The 22,648-nt window shown below is 41.1% G+C and carries 19 protein-coding genes, 1 tRNA gene and 1 other RNA gene; 11 read left to right on the plus strand and 10 right to left on the minus strand.

Annotated elements, in window-relative coordinates:
* The first annotated feature begins 83 nt into the window (after positions 1 to 83).
* Together CQA40_RS00830 and hemC are read left to right on the plus strand one after the other, a co-directional pair.
* A complete protein-coding gene (locus CQA40_RS00830; RefSeq protein ID WP_115519103.1) occupies positions 84 to 560 on the plus strand; it encodes an FxsA family protein in 477 nt (158 codons plus the stop codon).
* Positions 553 to 1,554, plus strand: coding sequence for a hydroxymethylbilane synthase (hemC, locus tag CQA40_RS00835; protein WP_115519104.1), 1,002 nt, complete (start codon positions 553 to 555; stop codon positions 1,552 to 1,554). The genes CQA40_RS00830 and hemC overlap by 8 nt, the downstream gene beginning before the upstream one ends.
* A 336-nt stretch (positions 1,555 to 1,890) precedes the next feature.
* Here the strand turns inward: hemC and CQA40_RS00840 are convergent, their stop codons facing one another.
* Positions 1,891 to 2,298, minus strand: a complete 408-nt coding sequence (locus CQA40_RS00840; RefSeq protein ID WP_115519105.1) for a hypothetical protein — start codon at positions 2,296 to 2,298, stop codon at positions 1,891 to 1,893.
* Positions 2,299 to 2,447: 149 nt separating this feature from the next.
* On the opposite strand from CQA40_RS00840, the gene CQA40_RS00845 reads away from it, so the two are divergent.
* From CQA40_RS00845 to thiH, 6 genes are all read left to right on the plus strand, one after another.
* Complete coding sequence (locus CQA40_RS00845) at positions 2,448 to 3,413, plus strand: polyphenol oxidase family protein (RefSeq protein WP_115519106.1); 966 nt, start codon at positions 2,448 to 2,450, stop codon at positions 3,411 to 3,413.
* A 167-nt stretch (positions 3,414 to 3,580) separates the two neighbouring features.
* Positions 3,581 to 3,668: transfer RNA gene (locus tag CQA40_RS00850), tRNA-Ser, on the plus strand.
* A gap of 147 nt (positions 3,669 to 3,815) precedes the next feature.
* A complete protein-coding gene (gene thiS, locus CQA40_RS00855) occupies positions 3,816 to 4,007 on the plus strand; it encodes a sulfur carrier protein ThiS (RefSeq protein WP_115519107.1) in 192 nt (63 codons plus the stop codon).
* Positions 4,008 to 4,052: 45 nt separating this feature from the next.
* Complete coding sequence (gene thiF / locus CQA40_RS00860) at positions 4,053 to 4,862, plus strand: thiamine biosynthesis protein ThiF (RefSeq protein WP_115519108.1); 810 nt, start codon at positions 4,053 to 4,055, stop codon at positions 4,860 to 4,862.
* Between the two features lie 186 nt (positions 4,863 to 5,048).
* Positions 5,049 to 5,870, plus strand: coding sequence for a thiazole synthase (locus CQA40_RS00865; RefSeq protein ID WP_258864408.1), 822 nt, complete (start codon positions 5,049 to 5,051; stop codon positions 5,868 to 5,870).
* Between the two features lie 114 nt (positions 5,871 to 5,984).
* Positions 5,985 to 7,169 (plus strand): 2-iminoacetate synthase ThiH, encoded by a 1,185-nt coding sequence (gene thiH / locus CQA40_RS00870; protein WP_258864404.1) that lies wholly within the window; start codon positions 5,985 to 5,987, stop codon positions 7,167 to 7,169.
* Between the two features lie 83 nt (positions 7,170 to 7,252).
* Here thiH and CQA40_RS00875 read toward each other — a convergent pair whose 3' ends face one another.
* Complete coding sequence (locus tag CQA40_RS00875; protein WP_115519132.1) at positions 7,253 to 8,356, minus strand: tetratricopeptide repeat protein; 1,104 nt, start codon at positions 8,354 to 8,356, stop codon at positions 7,253 to 7,255.
* A gap of 400 nt (positions 8,357 to 8,756) precedes the next feature.
* On the opposite strand from CQA40_RS00875, the gene purL reads away from it, so the two are divergent.
* Complete coding sequence (gene purL / locus CQA40_RS00880) at positions 8,757 to 11,219, plus strand: phosphoribosylformylglycinamidine synthase subunit PurL (RefSeq protein WP_115519109.1); 2,463 nt, start codon at positions 8,757 to 8,759, stop codon at positions 11,217 to 11,219.
* Positions 11,220 to 11,399: 180 nt separating this feature from the next.
* On the opposite strand, the gene rnpB is transcribed toward purL, so the two are convergent.
* From rnpB to CQA40_RS00915, 7 genes are all read right to left on the minus strand, one after another.
* Positions 11,400 to 11,790, minus strand: an RNA gene (gene rnpB / locus CQA40_RS00885) — RNase P RNA component class A.
* A 132-nt stretch (positions 11,791 to 11,922) separates the two neighbouring features.
* The gene (locus CQA40_RS00890; protein ID WP_115519110.1) at positions 11,923 to 12,960 is read right to left on the minus strand and encodes an aspartate-semialdehyde dehydrogenase; all 1,038 of its coding nucleotides are present in this window, start codon (positions 12,958 to 12,960) and stop codon (positions 11,923 to 11,925) included.
* A gap of 89 nt (positions 12,961 to 13,049) precedes the next feature.
* Complete coding sequence (gene nspC / locus CQA40_RS00895; protein WP_115519111.1) at positions 13,050 to 14,465, minus strand: carboxynorspermidine decarboxylase; 1,416 nt, start codon at positions 14,463 to 14,465, stop codon at positions 13,050 to 13,052.
* A 76-nt stretch (positions 14,466 to 14,541) separates the two neighbouring features.
* Positions 14,542 to 15,498 carry a chemotaxis protein gene (locus tag CQA40_RS00900; protein WP_023927658.1) on the minus strand — a complete coding sequence of 319 codons (957 nt, stop codon included), beginning with the start codon at positions 15,496 to 15,498 and terminating at the stop codon, positions 14,542 to 14,544.
* A 105-nt stretch (positions 15,499 to 15,603) separates the two neighbouring features.
* Positions 15,604 to 16,809 carry an LL-diaminopimelate aminotransferase gene (locus CQA40_RS00905; protein WP_115519133.1) on the minus strand — a complete coding sequence of 402 codons (1,206 nt, stop codon included), beginning with the start codon at positions 16,807 to 16,809 and terminating at the stop codon, positions 15,604 to 15,606.
* 58 nt (positions 16,810 to 16,867) lie between these two features.
* Positions 16,868 to 17,347: a MerR family transcriptional regulator gene (locus CQA40_RS00910; RefSeq protein ID WP_115519112.1), complete on the minus strand. Its 480-nt coding sequence runs from the start codon at positions 17,345 to 17,347 to the stop codon at positions 16,868 to 16,870.
* Positions 17,348 to 17,732: 385 nt separating this feature from the next.
* A complete protein-coding gene (locus tag CQA40_RS00915) occupies positions 17,733 to 18,311 on the minus strand; it encodes a superoxide dismutase family protein (protein WP_115519113.1) in 579 nt (192 codons plus the stop codon).
* Positions 18,312 to 18,677: 366 nt separating this feature from the next.
* On the opposite strand from CQA40_RS00915, the gene CQA40_RS00920 reads away from it, so the two are divergent.
* A complete protein-coding gene (locus CQA40_RS00920) occupies positions 18,678 to 20,153 on the plus strand; it encodes a nicotinate phosphoribosyltransferase (protein ID WP_408941399.1) in 1,476 nt (491 codons plus the stop codon).
* Between the two features lie 246 nt (positions 20,154 to 20,399).
* Positions 20,400 to 21,839, plus strand: a complete 1,440-nt coding sequence (locus CQA40_RS00925) for a nicotinamide phosphoribosyltransferase domain-containing protein (RefSeq protein WP_115519115.1) — start codon at positions 20,400 to 20,402, stop codon at positions 21,837 to 21,839.
* A gap of 49 nt (positions 21,840 to 21,888) precedes the next feature.
* On the opposite strand, the gene cutA is transcribed toward CQA40_RS00925, so the two are convergent.
* The gene (gene cutA / locus CQA40_RS00930; protein WP_115519116.1) at positions 21,889 to 22,215 is read right to left on the minus strand and encodes a divalent-cation tolerance protein CutA; all 327 of its coding nucleotides are present in this window, start codon (positions 22,213 to 22,215) and stop codon (positions 21,889 to 21,891) included.
* Positions 22,216 to 22,648 lie beyond the last annotated feature (433 nt).

Genomic DNA, 22,648 nt, shown 5'->3' on the forward strand with positions numbered 1-22,648 from the left:
CTAATAAAACAGAATCCAAAAACTATAAAATCTCTGCTAGCTTTGCTAAAAAATGCCTTAAAAATAACTAAAAGGAAGTGTAAATGCCGACACTAGCACTATTTTTTCTCATAGGTTACATTGCTTTTGAGCTACTTAGCTTTAGTATTTGGGTTAGTTATTTTGGATTTTTTAGTCTTTTTTGTGAAATTGTGTTTAGCGGGATTGCTGGGCTTTGGCTTTGGAATTCTCGCACTCGCTCCCTTAGCTCCTCACTAAATGAGATTATACATTTTGTGTATGAGGGGCGGATTTTGGATTTGCTAAAAAGCAATATGCTGTTTTTTTTGGGAGCGATTTTGCTTATAACACCGGGGTTGCTAAGCGATAGCGTGGGGATTATATGCATTGTATCTAGCTTTGTATCCCAGCCAAAGCCTAGCGATTTTGTGCGCAACTATCGCGCACGAGAGGATTTTACTTTTGATGAGAAGCCAAACGATGAGGACATTATCGAGGTGGAAATCATTGAGGAATCTAGCAAGCAAAATAAGGCGATACAAAAGGATAAAAATGACTAGCAAAAAATTCATAATCGGCACTCGTGGTAGTGCACTCGCGCTATGGCAAGCCGAACATATCAAATCGCGACTAAAAGCCGAGCTAGGAGTAGAATCCGACTTAAAAATCGTAAAAACCAAAGGTGATAAAATCCTAGATGTTCCCCTTGCCAAAATCGGTGGCAAAGGGCTTTTTACCAAAGAGCTAGAAGAGCTGTTGCTAAGTGGGGAGATTGACTTAGCAGTGCATTCGCTAAAAGATGTGCCTGTGGAGCTACCAAGTGGGCTAACTCTAGCTAGCATAACCAAGCGCGAAGATGTGCGAGACTGCTTGCTAAGCTATAAGTATGAAAGCCTAGATTCTCTGCCACAAGGCGCAAAAGTAGGCACAACCTCGCTAAGACGCACGATGCAAATACTTGCCAAACGACCTGATTTGGAAGCACTATCCCTTAGGGGCAATGTCCAAACAAGGCTAAAAAAGCTAGAATCTGGCGAATTTCACGCCATAATGCTAGCAGCCGCTGGGCTAAAAAGACTAGGCATAACAAATGAGCAAATCCCGCATATTAAGGCTTTTGAAGTAGATGAGATGATACCTGCTATGGGGCAAGCAGCACTTGGCATAGAGTGCAGAAATGATGAGGAGATAACCTCGCTGCTAGAAAAACTAAGCGACAAAGAAGCGATGATATGTGCTAGCGCGGAGAGGGAGTTTATCCGCGCTCTAGATGGTGGGTGTCAAGTCCCTATTGGCGTTCACTGCAAGATAGTGAGCGATTCTCACAAAGCAGATTTACTCAAGATAAATGCAATAGTGGGGATACCAAGCGGAGAAAAAATACTAAGAGAATCTCTAGAAATCTCTATCAAAGAGATTCCACAAAAATGCTCGCAAAAATCTTTGCTAGACTTACAAAAAACAGCAAATGATATGGCAAAAAATCTAGCAGACAAAATGATAGCACAAGGTGCGAAAGAGATTTTACAAGAAGCCCTTAGCCTTTGGGAGTGATATTGTTTTGTTAAGCAATGAAGCACAAGTAGCCCAAGTAGGCTTATAGGCAAAAATTCACAAAATGAAGTTTTTTGGGGAGCAAACTCGTGGTGCAATTTATTAAAAAAATCTTGGATTTTATTTTGAAAAACAAGTTTAGTAAGTTTTAGTAAAGTTTTATAAAAAGCCTTTTTTTGTAAGCAAAGCAAAGAGCGTAGATTTTTAGCAAATTATTTTCATTTTGAATACTTGGCAGAATCTTTTTTGATAATGCTTGGTTAGCAAAAAGCGATATTGCAAAATTTTGCAACTAGATTAAAAAAAAACTAAATTCTACTAAAAATCATAAATACCTTAAAAACCTGTATCAATTCCGCTAGAATCTAGGCTTTTACTCATTATTTCTTGGGATTTTTTTATCGCCTCTAGTCGCTGGGCTTGAGTGATTTCATTATTTTGATTTTGCGCTTGATTTGGTGGGGTGCTTGGGGATTTGGGCTGTGGGCTTGGTTGCTTTGTAGATTTGCTTTGTGGGCGGACTCCCGCTGGCATTTTGACAAAGACATCTTCGTAGTTTTTGCCACCTTTTCTAAATCTCACATACACATCGCCATTTTGGGTGTTAAACAAATATGTATCCACGCCATCGCTAAACATTTGCCAATCAGCAAGTGCTGGCGATACGGCTAGCAGCACAACTACAAAAACCCCATAAAAAATCTTGCAAAAAAACTTGTGATAAAGTCCATAAAAGTGCTTCATAAAATCCCCTTTGTTTGTGCTGTCCTAAACATTTTGGCTTCTTTAGCTTTGCCTAAAATCTTTGCGCTTAGCCAAAATAAGGCAAAATAAGCAAAATTCTAGCATAAAAAATATTGTAAAATTTGCCAAAATCTTAAAAAAGGTAAAAAATGCCACCACAAAATGTAGTAACCACAAAAACAACCCAAAAAACACCAAAACAAAAAATATCACATAGTGATAAGGCTAGCAATAGCGATGAATCCGTATTTTTCTCAAGCAAGCAAAGCGCGGTTTTTAGGGATTGCGGGATTGATTTTGTGTTGACTTCTAGGCTTTGTGGGGTAAGCACTCCTCCATATCATAGTCTAAATCTCGCCTATCACACACGAGATAACCCCGCAAATGTAACCCATAATCGCGCTAAGATTCTCTCTACTTATTTCCCCCAAAAAACGCTTATCTTTTGCAATCAAATCCACTCAAGTGTGATTTTGGCGTGTGATGAGAGTAACTACGGCAAAGCCACCAAATCAGCACAAAACTTGCAAAATCAACATAGTTTGCAAGAATGCAATTTAGGGCAGGGCGATGGGATTTTTTGCACACATAAAAATTTAGTCGCGCTTATTTTGGTAGCTGATTGCAATCCTGTATTGATTTTTGATTGCGTAAATGGTGCGTTTGTCGCACTTCACGCGGGCAGGGCCGGAGTATGCACTCATATCCTCACAAACGGCATAAACGCACTGCTTGCAAATGGTGCAAAGACGCAAAATTTGCGTGTATTTATCGGGGCGTCTATACGAAAATGTTGCTATGAGGTGGGGGAGGATTTGGCAATCCAAATACAAAAAGATTTTGGCAAAAAATACATAGAAAAAAGAAGCGGGAAATATTTTTTGGATTTGATTTTGATGCTGCTAGATGAGTGTGATAGGGTGGGGATTTTGCGTGAGAATGTCGAGGTTTTGGAAGTGTGTAGTTGCTGTGAGGATAGGCTTTTTTCATATCGCAGAGCATATAAAGAAAGCAGGTGGCAAAAAGCGCAAATCCGTAGCCAAAAGACAAGCGAAAGCTGTGAAAAAAATCTCATACAAACGGGCAGATTTGGGCTTTTTGTAAGCCTAAGATAATTGCTTCTTTGCACAGAGTTTTACAAAAGCAAAACGCGCTATTTTGCCCAAAATCTGCATAAAAATTGCTTATTTTGTATATAATAGCGAGGTTTTATTAGTGCTAGATTTTTAGCTAGCGTAAGTGAAGTGTTGCGCGTTTTTACGCAGTTTAATTAGCGCATTTTAGAGAGGTGTCCGAGTGGTTGAAGGAGCACGCCTGGAACGCGTGTAAAGTGCAAGCTTTCGAGGGTTCGAATCCCTTCCTCTCTGCCATATTTAAGCAACTTGCAAAATACATTAGACATACTTTGAGACATAAAAGTCTAAAAACTTTTCTTAAAAATCTTACAAGATTCCCAAAAAGTGTGCCCAAAAAGTTTGATAGTAGGGAATTTGCTTCTAGCATTAAGGAGTTTATCTATGTGTATAAATGGAGAAAATTTCACGCAAAAAAGCCTTAGCCTTATGGAATATTTAGAGCTAAAGGGGCTAAACTCCGCACTTATCGCCCTAGAGCTAAATGGCAAAATTATCCCAAAAGATGAGTTTGAAAAAGTGGTTTTTAAGCAGGGCGATAAGGTAGAAATCCTTAGCTTTGTAGGTGGTGGATAATCCCCGAATACAGAAGCAAATCTAACACAACACTAAAGCAGCACAATGAAAAATATACTATTTAATGGCAAAAAGCACCAAACCAAAATCACAGATTCCCTAAGTTTTTTTACTAGCCAAAACTGCGATGAAAACGATGTGTGGATAGTAAATGGCTTTGCAAGCAAAGAAGCAAAAACGCTAGAAAATGGCGATGAGCTGTGGTGTATCCCAAAAGGAAAAATGCCTCCTCAAGATGCACTAGAATCAATGATGAGTGCACGACACACACCAAAAGTGCACAACGCCCTAAAGCAAGCAAAAGTAGCAATATGCGGGCTTGGAGGGCTTGGCTCACACATTGCAATAATGCTAGCTAGAAGCGGGCTTGGGCATTTGGTGCTGATTGATTTTGATATTATCGAGCCTAGCAACCTAAACCGACAAGCCTACAACATAAGCGACTTAGGTAAGCTAAAAACTCAAGCCCTACGCTCCCACATAAAAGAGATAAACCCTTTTATCACTACGCAGATTTTCACTACCAAAATAGAGCCTAGCAATATCCCCACACTTTTTGAGGGCTGTGAAATCGTGTGTGAAGCGTTTGATAATCCTTTCGCCAAAGCTATGCTTGCCCAGAATTTTCACACACACTTTCCAGACTCCACGCTGATATGTGCTAGCGGGCTAGCAGGCTATGGGGACTCAAATGCGATACAAACGCGCAAAATCAATGATAGATTTTATATTTGTGGGGATTTGCTTAGTGCAGCAGGCTATGGCAGGGGACTTATGAGCCCTCGTGTAAATATTTGTGCTGCTCATCAGGCAAACCTTGTGCTAGAGATTTTGTGTGCCCAAAATGGATTATGAAGTATGGATTATGAAGCAGGGATTGTGAGGAAAATCTACAAAAGCAAACTTATAAAGCGACAAAACTACTACGATAAAAGGCAAAAAATGAGTAAAACAAGTGATAAAAAAAACAATACAACTTCCATAGATTCTACAAAACAAATAGATTCTACAACCCCGCTAGATTCCACAAAACTAGATTCTATCAGGCAAGCAGATTCTACAAAATCTAGCGATATTTTGCGTCTTGGCAAATATTCATTTAGCTCACGCTTCATACTTGGCTCGGGCAAATACTCACTTCATCTTATAGATTCTGCTATCAAGCAAGCAAAAGCCCAAATCATCACCCTTGCTTTGCGCCGAACAAATCGTGGTGGGCTAGAAAATATCCTAGATTTTATCCCACCAAATATCACACTACTGCCCAACACAAGCGGTGCTAGAAATGCCAAAGAGGCTTTGCGTATCGCCCTTTTGGCGCGCGAAATTTGCCAAAGCGATTTAGTCAAAGTCGAAGTCATAAGCGATAGCAAATATCTTTTGCCAGATAATTATGAAAGTGCCAAAGCCACTGAAATGCTAGCAAAAGAGGGCTTTACGCCACTTGTGTATATGTATCCAGAGCTGTATGCTGCGCGAGATATGGCAAACGCAGGAGCGTGTGCGATAATGCCACTTGGCGCACCTATCGGCACAAACAAAGGCTTACAAACAAAGGCGTTTATAGAGATTTTGTTGCGTGAGATAGATTTGCCAATCATTGTAGATGCAGGTATAGGCTCTCCAGCCCAAGCTTGTGAGGCTATGCAGATGGGCGTAAGCGCGATAATGGCAAACACAGCCATTGCCAATGCCAAAGACATAACACAAATGGCGCACGCTTTTAGGCTAGGTATAGAAGCAGGTAGGCTAGCTTATCTTGCAGGCTTAGCACAAGAATCCACTCCTACGCCCTCTTCGCCGATAGAAGACATTTCGCCTGCAAGCAAGCCTAGCTCACTTACAAGTTTTTTGCAAGATTGATTTTGTAAAATCATTTTTTAGGATTGTTTTTGTAGGGATAAATTTTAGTGATTTTGTATTTTTACACGCTTTTTTACGCACGATTTTAGACAAGATTTTAGGTAAAGGATAAAAATGGTAAATCCTAGCAGTGTATGGGAATTTCAAAGCACAATGCAAGACATTGATTCTAATATTTTAGAGTGCGTGCTTAAGATAAGAGAATCTTACAACCCTGATGCTTATAGCCCAAAAGAAGTAAAATCCGCACTTAGTAAGCACTACTTAGACATTGGCGATTTATGCGCCCTGCTAAGCCCAGCTGCCGAGCCTTTCTTAGAAGAAATCGCCACACAAGCCCAAAAAAGAGTGAAATCTTACTTTGGCAACTCCATAAATGTCTTTACCCCGCTTTATCTTAGCAATCATTGTGCAAGTAAATGTGTGTATTGCGGATTTCAAAAGGGGAATAAAATCAAACGCGCAAAACTAGAATATGACGAAATCAAAGCCGAGCTAGAAATCATCGCCAAAAGTGGCTTGCAAGAAGTTTTGTTTCTATGTGGCGAGGGTAGAGAATACGCAAGCGTAGAATACATAGCAAAAGCCTGCGAGCTAGCAAAGCAGTATTTTAAAGTCATAGGAGTGGAGATTTACGCGTTAAATGTTGATGAATATGAGCTGCTACACAAAAGTGGCTGTGATTTTGTAACGCTTTTTCAAGAGACTTACTGCCCCAAAAAATACGCTAGAATCCACATAGAGGGCGAAAAGAGAGCGTTTGCATATCGATTTTATGCACAAGAGAGGGCATTGCAAGCAGGAATGAGAGGTGTTGGATTTGGTGCATTGCTTGGCATAGATGATTTTCGCAAAGACGCGCTAAGCTGTGCTTTGCACGCGTATTTTTTGCAGCGCAAATACCCACACGCCGAAATCGCGCTATCAATTCCTCGCTTGCGCCCTATCATAAATAACCCCAAAATCCACCCAAAAGCCGTTACAGAATCTAGGCTTTTGCAAGTGCTATGCACATATCGCCTCTTTTTGCCTTATGCGAGTATTACGATTTCTAGCAGGGAGGGGGCAAGATTTCGCAACAATGCCATAAAACTAGGTGCAAACAAAATATCTGCAGGAGTATCTGTGGCGATAGGAGAGCGAAGCGCGGAGGAGAAAAAATCTCGTGGCGATGACGCCGAAAAAAAGGGAGATGAGCAATTTAGTATAAGTGATAATCGTAGCGTGGAAGAGATTTTGTCTATGCTAAAAATCGCTCATCTCCAACCTGTGATGAGCGATAGTGTCTTTGTAGGGTAGATTTGCGCAAGTCTTTTGTAGGGAATATTTATATGGCGTATTTGTGAGGTAGATTTTATAAAAAATCTAAAAAGCCAAAATCCCTATCTCTTATAGACAGAAGACTGCCTTTGCTTGCTTGGACGAGGTTTTATGTTGTAAGTTGGCTTTGGATTGATATGCAAGTCTTCTTTTAGTATGCGATAGTTATCACAAGCTTGTTGTAGTCCTGCATTGCACGAGTAGGTGTATAAGTCAAGTGCATATTTTGTATCTTGGGTAACACCTAGCCCTTTTTGGTATAGCACACCTAGATTGCTACAAGACTTGACATCTCGCGCTTCACACGCTCTTTTGAAATACTTGGCTGCATAGGCATAGCTTAGAGGGACATCATCTACGCCATTTGCATACATCCACCCTAGATTGCTACACCCTACTATATCCCCTGCATTGCACGCGGCGTAGTTTAGGTCTGCTTGGCTTAGCTCAGATTTTTTCTTGCCATATATGTTTTTGGTATTGCTTAGTAAGCCTAGATTGTAGCAACCTAGATTGCTTCCTCCCTCGCAAGCTAGTTTATAGTATTTTATCGCGGTGAAAAAGTCCTTTGCCATTCCATCGCCATTTGCATACATAAACCCTAGATTATTGCACGCTATGGCATCCCCTCCCTCACACGCACTCATATAGTATTGTGCAGCTAGTTCTTTGTCATCTTTTGTCGCAGTTTTGTCATCATTATATAGCATTGCTAGATTGGTGCAAGAGGTGGGGTCGCCTGCAGAGCAACCGATTTCATAGTATTTTTTGGCGCGGCGGATATTGGTATCTACGCCCTTTCCTGTGGCATACATAGTGCCTATGGCAAAGCACCCGCTAGGATTTCCACCTTTACAAGACTTTTTGAAAGAATCATAGGCGTTTTGGTAGTCGCCATTTTTGGCAAACTCTATCCCCGCTTTTAGCTGTGCTGTGGGAATATCTGGCGAGGTAAGCCTATCAGCAGAGGGATATTCGTGCGGAAGTAGGTTTGATTGCTGTGGTTGCGCTCCATTTGTGCCATTGCCATTTGCTTGGGTGGCATCTCCATTGTTTCCATTGCCACCATTGCTACCACCATTTCCCTGCGCGGTGGGTGTGTTGCCATTTAGTGCTGGGTTTTGCGAGGGTGGGGGGAGATTTCTATCATCATATTGTGAGCCCATTTGTGCTAGCTCATCTTCGCTCAAATCCCTATCAAGCCCATAAGTAAATCTGCCATTTTGGTTTGGCTCTTGTGCTTCATCTGCGTGGCTTATGCCCATAGATAGCACGCCTATAATCCCTAGCAAAGCTACCGCTAATAAAATCCTTTTTGTCTCTTTGACTTCTCTCATACTGCGCTCCATTTGTGCATTTTGTGGCGTTTGCCTGCTTATTTGATTTCTAAGGATTCCAGCAAAAGCCGTTCCTTTGCTAAGTCCTAGTAATGTTTGCACCACAAACAAAAACCTTATATACTTGATTTTGCTATACTTCACATTTGAAATTTTTGCCACATACTAGGTATTTTTCACTTGAGTTTATTTTGATTTGCATTAGATTTAGCACGCAGAAGGATTTACAATGCCACACGACACACTCACCAAAATAAGCGATTTACACAAAAAATTTTGCATAGCTGATATGGATTGCGCCCTTAGTAGTCATAAACTTAGCAAAGATGATTATAGTGAGATTTTAAGGATTTTGGGGCGTGAGCCAAACCTTGTAGAGCTAGGGATTTTTAGTGCTATGTGGAGCGAGCATTGTAGCTACAAATCTAGCAAAATCTATCTAAACGGATTCCCTACAAGCGCGGAGTATGTGATACAAGGACCGGGCGAAAACGCAGGCGTAATCGACATAGGTGGAGGTATGGCAGCGGTGTTTAAGGTAGAATCACACAATCACCCAAGTTTCATCGAGCCAACTGCAGGAGCTGCCACAGGAGTAGGTGGGATAATGCGTGATATATTTACGATGGGGGCGCGACCTGTGGCAAGCCTAGATTCTATCCGCTTTGGCGAAGTGTATAGAGAGGACGCCATAGGTAAAAAGCACAAATACTTGCTCTCTGGCGTGGTGGAGGGAATCGGCGGATATGGGAATTGTATGGGAGTGCCAACTATCGGGGGAGAGAGCACATTTGAGCCTTGCTACAATGGCAATATTTTGGTAAATGCTTTTTGTCTAGGGCTAGCAAAAAAAGAAGAGATTTTTTATGCAAAAGCAGAGGGAGTGGGCAATCCCGTAATCTATGTAGGAAGCAAGACAGGGCGCGATGGGCTAGGTGGAGCAGTGATGAGTAGTGATAGCTTTAGTGAGGATTCTACCTCTTTGCGTCCTACTGTGCAGGTGGGCGACCCATTTACAGAAAAACTATTGCTTGAGGCGTGTTTGGAATTATTCAAACGCGATTTAATCGTAGGAATCCAAGATATGGGCGCAGCAGGACTTACAAGCTCTAGCTTTGAAATGGCTGGGCGAAGTGGTAGCGGTATGCGACTAGAACTAGAGAAAGTGCCTATGCGAGAATCCCAAATGAATGCTTATGAGCTAATGCTAAGTGAAAGCCAAGAAAGAATGCTAATCTGCGCCAAAAAAGGCAAAGAGGGCGAGATAAAAGAAATATTTGAGAAGTGGGAACTTGATTGCGCTATTATCGGTGAGGTAACAGATAGTGGGATTATGGAGCTACTTTGGGAGGGAGAGTGCGTAGGGAAAATCCCTATCGCACCTCTAAGTGAAGCCTCCCCTGTGCTAAAGAGGAAAGTGGATAAGCCAAGCTATCTAGACGAAATTAACAAGCTAGATTCTAGCTTCATAAAAAATCTAAATGACAAATCAAACAATGATCTTTTTAGGGAGCTTTTGGGGCATATAGATATTTGCGATAAAAAATGGATATATAGTCAATATGATAGCACCGTGCAGACAAATACGATAGTGCCAAGTGGCAAGCTAGATGGCAGTGTGGTGCGCGTAAAAGAAAATGGCAATGCACTAGCAATGAGTATTTATTGTGCGCCACAAATATGTTATCTAAATCCACGAGAGGGAGGCAAAATCGCCGTAGCCACAGCAGGACGAAAGCTAGCTACAAGGGGTGCAAAACCACTTGCGATAAGTGATTGCCTAAATTTTGGCAATCCTCAAAACCCTGAAGTAATGTGGCAGTTTAGCGAAGTGTGTGAGGGAATAAAGCAGGCGTGCAAAGAGCTAAAAACACCTGTGGTAAGCGGCAATGTATCGCTTTATAACCAAACCGATGAAATAGACATATATCCTACGCCCACTATCGTTAGTGTGGGTATAAGTAGTGCTTGTGCAAGTAACCGTAGCGGTGCGGACTATATAATTGATTCTGCGTTAAAAGAAAATGGAAATGTGATTTTACTGCTTGGCAATATCTGTGATATAAGCGGATTTAGCGGGAGTGTGGCGCAAAAAATAATAGGTGGTGGCTTGTGCGGGGAAGTGCGTATAGATTTGGATAGAGAGAGGGCATTGTGGGAGTTTCTCCACAAAGGCATAGCAAGCGGGCAAATCCTAAGCGCAAAGGCAGTCGGCAAAGGCGGGATAGCTATCGCACTTGCAAAAATGGCAATACTCGGAGGCAAGGGCGTAGATGCAAGGGGGTTTGGCAAAGTGCTAGAATCTATGGAATCTAAAAATTCTAGCAAGAATTTTGGTGGGGATTCTAGCGAGGATTTCAGCAATGATTTTGGGGTAGAATCTGGCAAATGGCTTTTTGCCCAAACTCAAAGTTGCGCTCTAGTGGAGTGCGCTCCTAGTCAAGTCGTGGCATTGCAAAAAAGCGCGGATTTGCTAAACATACCGCTTTGTGAGGTGGGGAAAGTTTGCGGGGAAGTAGTCTATGAGGAGATGACTTTTGGGGAAAGGGATTGTGTAGGTGTGGCTTGTGAGGAAGTGCCTTATGTGGAAGCGAGCAAATCAAACTTGCGCATTTGCATAGCTGACATAGATATAGATTTGAGCAAAGCAAGCAAAATCTACTTTGAAAGTTTTGAAAAATACATACACTAAAGCAGTTAAAGAAGCTACCCAAAAATCTTACGCGAAATGATTTAAGATAATGTCGCATAGAATCATAGAATCTGTGCAAAAATGGCTTTTGTCAATATGAGAGAAATAATGTAGTTTTTGAAGCTAAAAAATCTATAAAAAAATATCAAAGTTTTTAGGAAATATTTTTACAATCCAAAAATCCATTGGCTTGGTATAAGCCGAGTTCTGTCGAGGGTGGCTATTTATCTAGGGTGCATTTCACAACACACCTCAAGCAAAGGGCAAAATCTAAGACATTTACCACACCCTTTTTGCTACGGATTGGGTTTGCACGGCACTGCTAGTTGCCTAGCAGTCGGTAGGCTCTTACCCCACCTTTTCACCCTTACTCATTTGTGCTTATCTTTCTTTTAGCAGTGCTTTTTAATGCTTGCAAAAATATTTTTGCAAAAAATAAGCACAAATGAGCGGTTATTTTCTGTTGCACTTTCCCTTAGGTCGCCCTAGCCATTCGTTAAATGGAATCCTTGTCTTATGTAGCTCGGACTTTCCTCTCTCAAATCTTAAGAGCAGCCACCACCAAACCAATGGAAAATGAAATTATACCAAAATCGTTGTAAAAACGAAGCAAGCACACTAGCACAACTTTTTGCTTTTGTAAAAAAAATCCACCTTTAGCTTTTGCTATTTTTGTGTGCTTGATTTTGCGCTAGCTATTTGCTTAGCTTTTTTGCATCTCACACCATTTTTGTGCGATTCGCACGGCGTTTGTAGCAGCTCCTACGCGGATTTGGTCAGCCACACACCAAAAATGCAAAATCCTTTTATCAAAATTATCCACACGCACTCGCCCCACATAAGTTTCATTGGTATCTGTGGCGATTGTAGGCATAGGGTATAGTCCATTTTGTGGTTCGTCAATCAGCACAATATTTTGCGCGGATTTTAGCGCGTCTTTTGCGTCTTTTGCGCTTACTTCGCAAGAGAATCTAACAGTTATGCTCTCACTATGACTTCGTAGCACAGGCACGCGCACGCAAGTCGCACTGATAGGGAAATCCGCGTGCATAATCTTGTGCGTTTCTTTTATCATTTTCATTTCTTCTTTTGTGTAGTCATTTTCCATAAACACATCAATATGTGGGATAACATTTAGCGCGATTCTGTGAGGAAACACGCTAGGCGAGGCGGAATCTAGCTCAAAAGCAAAGAATTTTTGCATTTGCAAGACTAACTCTTCCATTCCTTTTTTGCCAGCTCCACTTACTGCTTGGTAGGTGCTGACATCTACGCGCTCTATGCCAAATGCCTTATGCAATGGAGCTAGGGCTTGCACCATTTGGATTGTAGAGCAGTTTGGATTGGCGATGATATTTTTTTTGGCAAAATCGGCTATGTCTTGTGGATTTACTTCAGGGACGACTAGAGGGACATCTCTATCTAGACGGAAAAAGCTCGTGTTGTCAATGACTAGCGCACCAGATTTTGCAGCACTTGGTGCGTATCTCTCACTTACGCTTCCGCCTGCGGAAAAAAACGCGATTTCTATCCCTTGCTCGCTAAATACTTCATCGGTAGTTTCTAGCACAGCGACTTCTTTGCCTTGCACTTCTACGCTTTTGCCGATACTATTTTTGCTAGCAAGTGGGACAATTCTCTCTAGTGGGAAACTCACCTCTTCTAGCACGCGGATAATCTCTTCTCCCACCGCGCCCGTCGCACCAACTATGCCTACGACATATTTTTTTGCATTACTCATTTTATCCTCCATTTTGCAGATATTTTTGGGCAAAATCTTGTTCGCTTTTGATTTTAGTTACGCTAAATTTTGGCTTATTGGCATAAGTTTTAGTTTCGCTCTTTGTAGTCATTGTAGCCAAAGGATTTTAGCAAGCGAAATCTGCGCTCCTTGCCCGACTCACTTGCTTTGCTAGACTTGCTTGTTTCTATTATGCCAAGACTTGGCAGAGGCACGCCATTAAAGGTTGTGTTTTTTACAATCGTGTAGTGTAGCATATCCAAAAACGCCACTCTATCGCCTACTTCTAGCGGAGTATCAAAGCTAAAATCCCCGATAATATCGCCCGCTAGGCAGGTGGGACCACCAAATCGATAGGCATATTTACCGCCACTTTTGCTAGTGCTAGAATCGCACTCGCCCTTGTCTGCTTCGCATAGCACTTTTTTGTCATTACTATCGCTAGTGCGATTTTGGTTGCGTGAGATTTTTATCACGCTTGGACGATATGGCATTTCTAGGCAGTCAGGCATATGCGCGCTAGCACTTACATCTAAGATAGCGATTTTTTTTTCATTTTCTACTATATCTACCACCTCCCCTAGCAAAAACCCACTCTCCCAGCCCACAGCTTCACCGGGCTCCAAAAACACCTCAATATTATTATACTTTGATTTTATGTCTTTGATAAGCGAGATAAGCAAATCGGTGTCATAGCCTTTTTTGGTGATATGATGTCCGCCACCTAGATTTATCCATCTCATCTGTTTAAGTGCGCTAGAGAAGTGCCTATGTATGTGCTCTAGTGTGCGAGCTAGCGCGTCTGCGCCCTGCTCACAATGTGTATGGAAGTGTAGCCCCTCAATTCCCTCCAATGCAGAATCTACACTATGCTTTTTGTTTTCTTCACACTTTTTGCTAGATTTTGCTAAGTCTTTCAAGCCTTTTTCAAATTCGCTAGGAGTAATCCCAAGCCTAGAATACTTAGCGCAAGGATTGTAGATTTCAGGCTCTACCTCGCTAAAAAGTGGATTTAGTCGTAGTCCCACACTGATAGGGCTTAAGCCGAGTTTTGCTAGTTGTGCGTTTTTGGATTCTATTGAGGGTTTGTATTTTTGCCATTGGGTAAAGGAGTTAAAAATAATATGCGTAGCTATGGATAGAAGTGCGTTTATCTCATTTGGCTTGTATGCAGGGGAAAATACACATACTTCTTTGCTGCTCTCTCTGCCACCGATTTCCTCAAACCCTAGAGTGGCTTCATAGATTCCACTTGCACTACTTCCAGCTAGCACTTCGCGCACTTTGTCAAATTTGCGCCAAAACGCATAGCCCTTTAGCGCAAGCAAGATTTTCGCACCACTTTGTTTTTGGATATTATCCAAAATCTCAAGGTTTGATTCTAGCTTATGATTTTCTAGCACATAGCAAGGAGAGGGCAAAGCAAAGTAGTCAAAATCCTCGCTTAAAACTTTCTCTTGGGCTGACAAATCATCTGCTAGCTTTGTGTTTTTTTGTTGCGACATTTTTAGATTCTCTAATTTTGTGGGGTTGCAAAATTTTCTCTACCCCCATCACCATTTTTACCACATTTTTCTTGCGCTACTTTATCATCAAATCTTGTATCGCTCGCTCTATTTCTAGCGGATTTGACTTAGAGATAAAAGCATTTGCCTTTAGCGACATTGCCATATCCTCATTGCTTGAGCCACTCATAGATGAATTTACAACGATAGGAATTTTTGAAGTAGCAGAATTTTCTTTGACTTGCTTTATCACTTCAAACCCACTTGCTTCAGGCATTTCCAAATCCGTGATAATCATACCTATATTTTCGATATTGGTGCTTGGGTCAAAAAGATAATCCAAAAGCCGTCTGCCATTTGGGAAATCGTGGTGGATTACACCGACTTTGTCTAGGATTATCTGCATTGTTTTTAGCACGCTTGGGCTATCATCAGCTAGCAAAATCTCTTTTCGCGTGCGGACTTTGTTTACTTTTTCTAAATCTTGCTCTTTTTCTTTGTCTATCCAAGGGAACACATCAACAAGCATTTTTTCAATATCCACCACTTGGACTAATCGCCCATCAAAATAGCGAGTGCGAGATACAAGTTTGTTGCTAGGATTGCCTGCAGAACCGCCTGTGCTTTGCTCGATTTCTGTCCATTTTTTGCTTAGGATTCTATCTGCTTCATAGACGCGCACGCCTATCGTCCAGCGCGAAAATTCACAAATCATCACAATGTCATCTTGCCCATCTTGCTTGATTCGATACGGACGCAAGTCTTTTGTTTTGTTGCTCGCATCATAGAAAAACCACTTGCGCATATCAATAAGTGGGATAGTAAGCTCCCTAATAGTGATAAGCCCCTCTACAAGTGAGCTAGGCTCGTGGCTTACGATAGTAATCACGCCACGATATTTCACAACCTCACGGATTTTGAAAACATTTACCGCGTATAAATCTCTGCCCTTTTCTATGCGGAAGCAGAGTAGCTGAAGTTCGTTGTTTTTGTGGAGATTAGTAATTTTATCGACATTTGCAAGATTGGACATTTTAGATTCCTTTCGTGTAGAGATTTGCCTTTTTGTCTCTCTTAAAGCCTCTTTTTAGATTTTGCTATCATAGCATAAAAGTGCTTTATATAAGCCAAATGTGCGCTAAAATTGCTTCAAAAACGCTTTTAGATTTTTAGCGGCTTGGCGGATTCTGTTGCGATTTTCGATGAGGGCTATGCGGACATATTCATCACCGTGGTTGCCAAACCCTATCCCCGGGCTTACAGCGATTTTTGCTTCTTGCAGGAGTTTTTTAGAAAACTCTAGACTTCCCAAATGTCTTGCGACTTGTGGAATCCTAGCCCATATAAACATACTTGCCTTTGGCTTACTCATCTCCCAGCCAGCTGCACCAAAACTCTCAATCAACACCTCCATTCGCTCCTCATACTTCCTAGCGATTTCTTGGACGCATTCTTGTTTGCCATTTAGCGCGATTGTCGCAGCGATTTGCATAGGTGTGTAGATTCCATAATCAAGCCAGCTTTTTATCTTTTGCAACGCCCCTATAAGTCTAGAATTGCCAACTACACAGCCGATACGCCAGCCCGCCATATTGTAGCTTTTTGAGAGAGTGTAGCTCTCTACTGCGACATCTAGTGCCCCATCTACCTCAAAGATACTAGGCGCGACATACCCCCCAAAGCTCAAATCCGCATACGCAATGTCATTTATGATATAAAATCTTTCTTTTTTTGCTAACTTTACAAGTTTTTCATAAAACCGCTTATAGACAACGATAGTTGTTGGATTGTGCGGGAAATTGGTTACGACAAATTTGGGCTTTGGCATTGTGTTTTTTAGCGTTTCTTTTAGTGAAGCAAAAAACGCTTCCTCATCTAGCTCGTATTCATCATTCCATTTTAGTCCAAATGTCGCTACATTTGCCCCTGATAGCATAAAAGCGTAGTAGTGTATAGGATAAGCAGGCTCTGCTACTATGGCGGTGTCGCCCACATTTGTGATAGCTTGGGTAAGATGGACAAAGCCCTCTTTGCTCCCCATAGCTATGCAGACTTGGGTTTCTGGGTCTAGGCTTACTCCGTATTTGCGCTTATAAGTATCGCTCACTGCTAAGCGAAGTTTATAGATTCCTTTGCTTGCAGAGTAGCCGTGATTTTTTGGTTTTTGGGCTGCCTCACAGAGTTTATCAATGATATGTTGTGGTGTCGCGCCATCGGGATTGCCCATACTAAAGTCAATGACATCTTCGCCATTTTGGCGCATTTTTAGTTTGATTTCGTTGATAGCTGCAAAGACATATTTTGGTAGTCGCTTGATTCTCTCAAACTCAATTTCCTCAAACATATTCTCTCCTTTTTGGTTTTGTAATGGCACTTTTAGATTTTGGCTTTTTTTATGGATTTTATTTTGCCAAAGTCTTTGCGGCATTTTCACCTACACCTTTGTAGTGCTTGTTTTGAGGATTTTCAAAGTAGCTTTTTAGTTCATTTGGATTTAGTCTTTCTATCTTTTCTTTTTCGCGCTTATAGATAGCATCTTCATAAAACTGCACTTTAGATTCTAGTTTGTCAAGGGCGCGTTGGTATTCGTTGATGATTTTTGCCGTTTCATCCCGTTGTTTTTGGATTATGGCTAGTCTTGCTTCAAATGTGGATTCTCCCTTTAGGCACAAGTCTACATATTCTTTGATTTGCCCCACACTTAGCCCGCTTTGCCTAAGACAATGCACCACAGCTACCCAGCCCAAATCATTTTCGCTGAAGTAGCGTATATTGTTATCATCTCTTTGTATAAACGGAAACAAGTTATTTTTCGCCCAAAATCGCAAGGTATGACTTGAAATACCTGTCTTTTCCTCTACTTCTTTTATCGTGTATGCCATTTTGCACCCCTTAGATTTATCTTGCTTCTTTGCGCTTTGGCGTGAAGCACTTATCAAGCCTTGCGCGTGATTATAGCAAAAATTTGCATTTAAATTTTCTATATTGTGAGGTTATAAATATGCGCAATCAAAAAGCCTAAATTTAAGATTTTGGCATAAAAAGCGTTATCAAAAATGGATTAGCAAAAAATCGCAAAAAGCATAACAAAGTATTTATAAAGTATTTGTGGAAGTATCGTGGCACTTTGAGTTGCCACAAAAAGCGTCTTTGCCCTAAAAGTAGTGCCTTTTAAGCAAATAAACGCTTTTTGCATTTGTGGCAAACCTATGTAGTGATTTGTGTAAGCAGGATTTAAGTAGTCTTGTGCGTTAGGTAAAATCTTTATTATATAACTCCGCAGGCTACTCTTGCTCCACCACCACCAAGAGGTGCGGGGTGGTCGCTGTGATTATCCCCACCGAAGTGAATCATCAAAGCGTGATTTTTGATTTCGTTTATATTTTTGATTTTGGGAGCAAGCACAGGTGTGTTTGCACTGCCATCTTTTTCTACAAACAATGCAGGTAAATCCCCTTTATGCCCCTCATTATCCCAAGGGAATGAATGTCTATTTGTTTTCTTTGGGTCCCAGTGTCCGCCAGCTTGCATACCTAGCCCTTTTTCATTGCTACCACAATTTGGATTTTCGTGGATATGAAATCCGTGAAATCCAGATTTTAGTCCCTTTAGGTTTGGGAAAAATGCTTCCCCATAAGGTGTTTGCACCGCTACGACTTCGCCTGCTTCTTTGTTGTTTTTGCTATCTAAAATCTCCATCTTGATAACTAAGTGATTTTTTGCGCTTTTGGGGTCGAAGTTTTGTGGATTTTCTGCTAAAGCCACCGTGCTTGTAGCTAGTGCAAAAATACAAGTAGCCAAAAATCCGATTTTGCCTTTTGCTTTGCGTGAGAGATTCTCTTTCATTTGTTTTTCCTTTATAGTTTGATATGTGCTTCATAGACAAAGCAAGGAATTGTATATGATTTGTATAAGATTTTGGTTACATTTTGCAAAATCTAAAAATCTTTTTTCCTAAAAATTTTTTGCTACACAGCTACATTTTGGAAGCACCAAATTTGAGGTGCTTTTAAATAGATTCTAGGCTATAATACACACCAATCTTAAAACAGCACCACAACTTCTAAATATCGCACAAAGGCACTTTTAATGCACGCCAAAAGCAATGCAAATAACACCAAATATGGCACACAAAACCATTCCTCACAAAGCCATTTTTCGCAAAGCCACCCTACACAAGCTCGCTTGCCACAAAGCCATTATGGCAAGACAATTTTTAGAGAAAAAAACTTAGCTTTACTTTGTGATTTTTATGAATTTTTGATGAGCAATGGCTACTTAAAATCAAGCATAAAAGACACGATTTGCTACTTTGATGTGTTTTTTAGGCAAGTGCCTGATAATGGTGGCTTTGTCATTGCTAGCGGACAAGATAGCATTGTAGATTTTATTACCAATCTCCAATTTAGCTCGCAAGACTTAGAATTTTTGCGTGTGCAAAATCTTTTTAGCCCTGATTTTTTGGCATATTTAGCAGAATTCAAATTTAGTGGGGATATTTATGGTGTGCGTGAGGGGGAAGTAGTTTTTGCAAATGAGCCGATTTTGACCGTGCGGGCAAAGGCTAGCGAAGCACAGATTTTAGAGACTTTTATCCTCCTAGCCCTAAACCACCAAAGCCTAATCGCTACCAAGACAAATCGCATAGTCCGCGCTGCCCAAACTTCTAGCACCAAAGACGCCAAAGGCAAAAAAAGCAAGACACAAAATAGAGCGATACTAGAGTTTGGCTCACGCAGAGCACAAGGCATAGATGCCGCACTAAGTGGAGCTAGAGCGGCTTATATAGGTGGTGTGCAAGCCACTGCTTGCACGCTTGCAGGCAAAATCTATGGCATAAAAGTCGCAGGCACGATGGCGCACAGCTGGGTGCAGGCTTATGATAGTGAGCTAGAAGCATTTAGAGAGTATTGCAAGCTATATCCAAACAACGCAATTTTACTCATTGATACTTATGATAGCCTAAATAGTGGCATACAAAACGCAATAATCGCGCTAAAAGAGTTGCTACAAGCCACGAGTGGAAAGGCAAAAAATTATGGCATTAGGATTGATTCTGGCGATTTGTGTGCGCTGTCAAAATCTTTGAGAAAACTACTTGATGAAGCAGGGCTAAATGAGGCAAAAATCGTAGCAAGCGGTGCGCTAGATGAGATAAGAATCAAGCAGATTTTGCAAAATGGCGCGTGCATTGACGCATTTGGCGTAGGCGAGCGGCTAATCACTGCAAAAAGTGCGCCCGTGCTTGGCTGCGTGTATAAACTTGTAGCAAAAGAGCAAAATGGCAAAATCACACCTACGATAAAAATAAGCGAGGAAGCAAGCAAAATAAGCCTGCCACACTATAAAAAACTCTATCGGTTTTTTGATAAAAATAGTGGGGAAGCAGTATTTGACAAACTATACTTGCACGATGAAAATATAAACGAGATTTTGCACGACAAAGACTATGTAGCCAAAGAGCTACATATCCCTTATTTTAAAAACGGCGTGCGAGTGTATGAAAAACCAAGCCTAGAGCAAATACGCGTGTATGCGCAAGAAGAAGTATCAAAGCTAAATGAAAATCTAAAGCAAATAGATAATCCACAAGAAAATCAAACAACAATCCCAACTTATGAGGTAAGACTAAGCAAAAATCTAAGCGCATTGCGGGAGCAGCTGCTAGCAAAAGCACCACAAAAATAACCACCACAAAAAAAACTACAAAGCAAAATCTGCTACAAAGTATCAACAAAAATCCTCACAAAATACACTTAATAAAATCTTGCAAAACCTCAAAACCACTTGCAAAACCACTAAAATCTGCTACAATCCAAAACTTTTGTTTTATCATACTTTTGCGTTGCTATTTTGCTGATTTTAGCGCAAAAAAGCGCGAAAAGCACAAATGCAAAAACGCCAATATTTTTACACTTTTTTAAGGACTTTGCAATGACAAACAATCTAAAAAATCCACAATACCCCACACTACTTTTTATCGCTGATTGCTACAAATACACGCACGCGAGTATGTATCCACAGGGCTTAGAGTCCGTGTATAGCGTGCTTTATTGTCGCAATCCTAGACTTGATTTGAGTGCGCTAAATGGACATATCGTAGCCTTTGGTATGCGACAAGCAATCGCCAAGCTAAAAACGCTTTATGCAGAATTTAAAGCCGCTAGTGAGGAAAGCATAAAATCTGGGCTAGAGTTTTTATACAGCGATTTTATGAATTTGGATAAATCCCAAGAATCCTATCATTTCCTAATCGATAAATGGCTTAGCCTGCCAAATGAGATTCCTATCCACTTCAAAGTCGTGCCTGAAGGGAGCTTTATCCCATCGCACTCGCCTATCATCACACTCCAATCAACCAAGCAGGAGCACTGCTGGTTTGTGAATTTCATAGAGACTTATTTAAATTCTCAAATTTGGAAATCCTGCCTTGTGGCGACAAACGCAGCGCGGTTTAAGCGCATAGAATACGATTGCTTGGGCTACTACCTTGATGAAAGTTGGAATTTCCACGACTTCGCACAGCGCGGAATGAACGGCATAGAGGACTGCTACAACTCCTCTATGGGGCATATTTTGTTTTTTAATGGCACGGATTCTATGATGGCACTAAAGCACCTCTATGATGAATACGGCGCACAAGCAAGCTTAGTTGGCTCAATCCCTGCAAGCGAGCATAGTGTAATGTGTCTAGGCGGGCAAAGTGGCGAGGTGGAGAGCTTTAAGCGCATTATGAGGGCGTTTCCAAAATCGATGGTGTCAATCGTGTCGGACACTTGGAATCTTTGGGAGATTATCGAAGGGCTAAAGCGCGATAAAGAGGCAAATGAAATGATACAAAACCGCGCATTTCCTATCGTGCTGCGTCCTGATTCTGGAGACCCGTTTTTAATCCTCACAGGCGATGCGGGCTCAAGCGATGAGCGGGCGAGAAAGGGCGTGATAAGGCTTGTTGATGAGTATTTCTCCCTAAGCAAAGTGCGCATAATCTATGGCGATGCTATCACGGTGGAGCGTGCAAGGGCGGTGTATGATTGGTGCAAGGACAATGGCTATAATCCAACGGAGTTCTTGTGCTTTGGGATTGGTAGCTATGCGTATAACTCGGGCATAAGAGATGATGTGGGCTTGGTAAGCAAGATGACTTGGGCGCGGATAAATGGGGAAAACAAGCACCTTATCAAATCCCCTATAACAGGGGGCGAGAAGCTCTCACTCTCTGGCAAAGTGGGCATAGATAAGCACACGCGCAAGACCAAGCAGTTTTTGGATAGCGATTTGGAAAATGACTTTTTAAGCGAGGATTTAAGCATTCCTAGTTTGGGGGATTTACGCGGATTTGTCAAAGCGGAATTTTTGCGCGTGCTTGGATAGATTTTGCTTTTTTTGTGCTTGAGCGGCTTTGGATTTTTAGTTTTTTACATTAGTTTATAGATTTATCTAACCATTTTTGATATTTCTCACTTATAGATTCTATGGGCAAAGAAATAATTTGTGGTGTGTCATAAGAGTGGATTTTGCCGATAAAAAGGGCGATTGCTTCAAAGTGCTTTTTGTGCGTTTTTATCTGCAAGAGATATTCTTTTTCATTGCAGATTGCCCCTTGCCATTCATAAAGACTTGTGATTTTGCGGATTTGGATACAAGCACATAGTCGCTTTTTTAGTAGGGATTTTGCGATTTTGCGTGCTTCTTTTTTGGTGGGTGCTGTTGTTTGGATAGCGATATATTGGGAGGTTTTAGGTGGCATTGGTGTCCTTTATTTTGGTCTTGTATTTTTATATCGTCATCGCACGCGTAAAAATATAAAAACTTTTTGCAAAAATTTTTCACTTGATTTTTTAGCAATGCCTATAAAATATCGCAAAATAGCTTGCTTTCTCATTATGCTTCATATATTGATATAAGCGATTTTTAAGCGACTTAGGACTACAATATTTCAATTTTGTTAGTCGTTATCATTTTGTGTATAAAAATGATAATAGCACAAAAAATGATAAGGATAAAAAATGGAGTTTGAAAAGCATTTCTGCAAACAAAAAATTAGTAGATTTCGCGCTTCTTTCTTGCTAGCAAATTTTCTACTAGCATTATTTGCCAATCTCTCCCACGCACAGCAAAATCAACCCTCAAACAGCGCAGAAAAAATAAATAGCATTACGCCAGACAATATCGGGGGGGGG

This window comes from Helicobacter sp. MIT 01-3238 (assembly GCF_003364135.1).
Taxonomy (GTDB): domain Bacteria; phylum Campylobacterota; class Campylobacteria; order Campylobacterales; family Helicobacteraceae; genus Helicobacter_B.

Excerpts from the sequence above, each read along its gene's own strand:
- CQA40_RS00910 (WP_115519112.1), bottom strand. The coding sequence starts at position 17,347 with ATGGCATACACGATAAAAGAAGTAGAGGAAAAGACAGGTATTTCAAGT.
- CQA40_RS00830 (WP_115519103.1), top strand. The coding sequence starts at position 84 with ATGCCGACACTAGCACTATTTTTTCTCATAGGTTACATTGCTTTTGAG.
- thiS (WP_115519107.1), top strand. The coding sequence starts at position 3,816 with ATGTGTATAAATGGAGAAAATTTCACGCAAAAAAGCCTTAGCCTTATG.
- nspC (WP_115519111.1), bottom strand. The coding sequence starts at position 14,465 with ATGTCGCAACAAAAAAACACAAAGCTAGCAGATGATTTGTCAGCCCAA.
- CQA40_RS00875 (WP_115519132.1), bottom strand. The coding sequence starts at position 8,356 with ATGGGCTCACAATATGATGATAGAAATCTCCCCCCACCCTCGCAAAAC.
- thiH (WP_258864404.1), top strand. The coding sequence starts at position 5,985 with ATGGTAAATCCTAGCAGTGTATGGGAATTTCAAAGCACAATGCAAGAC.
- purL (WP_115519109.1), top strand. The coding sequence starts at position 8,757 with ATGCCACACGACACACTCACCAAAATAAGCGATTTACACAAAAAATTT.
- hemC (WP_115519104.1), top strand. The coding sequence starts at position 553 with ATGACTAGCAAAAAATTCATAATCGGCACTCGTGGTAGTGCACTCGCG.
- CQA40_RS00840 (WP_115519105.1), bottom strand. The coding sequence starts at position 2,298 with ATGAAGCACTTTTATGGACTTTATCACAAGTTTTTTTGCAAGATTTTT.
- thiF (WP_115519108.1), top strand. The coding sequence starts at position 4,053 with ATGAAAAATATACTATTTAATGGCAAAAAGCACCAAACCAAAATCACA.
- CQA40_RS00890 (WP_115519110.1), bottom strand. The coding sequence starts at position 12,960 with ATGAGTAATGCAAAAAAATATGTCGTAGGCATAGTTGGTGCGACGGGC.
- CQA40_RS00925 (WP_115519115.1), top strand. The coding sequence starts at position 20,400 with ATGACAAACAATCTAAAAAATCCACAATACCCCACACTACTTTTTATC.
- cutA (WP_115519116.1), bottom strand. The coding sequence starts at position 22,215 with ATGCCACCTAAAACCTCCCAATATATCGCTATCCAAACAACAGCACCC.
- CQA40_RS00915 (WP_115519113.1), bottom strand. The coding sequence starts at position 18,311 with ATGAAAGAGAATCTCTCACGCAAAGCAAAAGGCAAAATCGGATTTTTG.
- CQA40_RS00845 (WP_115519106.1), top strand. The coding sequence starts at position 2,448 with ATGCCACCACAAAATGTAGTAACCACAAAAACAACCCAAAAAACACCA.
- CQA40_RS00900 (WP_023927658.1), bottom strand. The coding sequence starts at position 15,498 with ATGTCCAATCTTGCAAATGTCGATAAAATTACTAATCTCCACAAAAAC.
- CQA40_RS00905 (WP_115519133.1), bottom strand. The coding sequence starts at position 16,809 with ATGTTTGAGGAAATTGAGTTTGAGAGAATCAAGCGACTACCAAAATAT.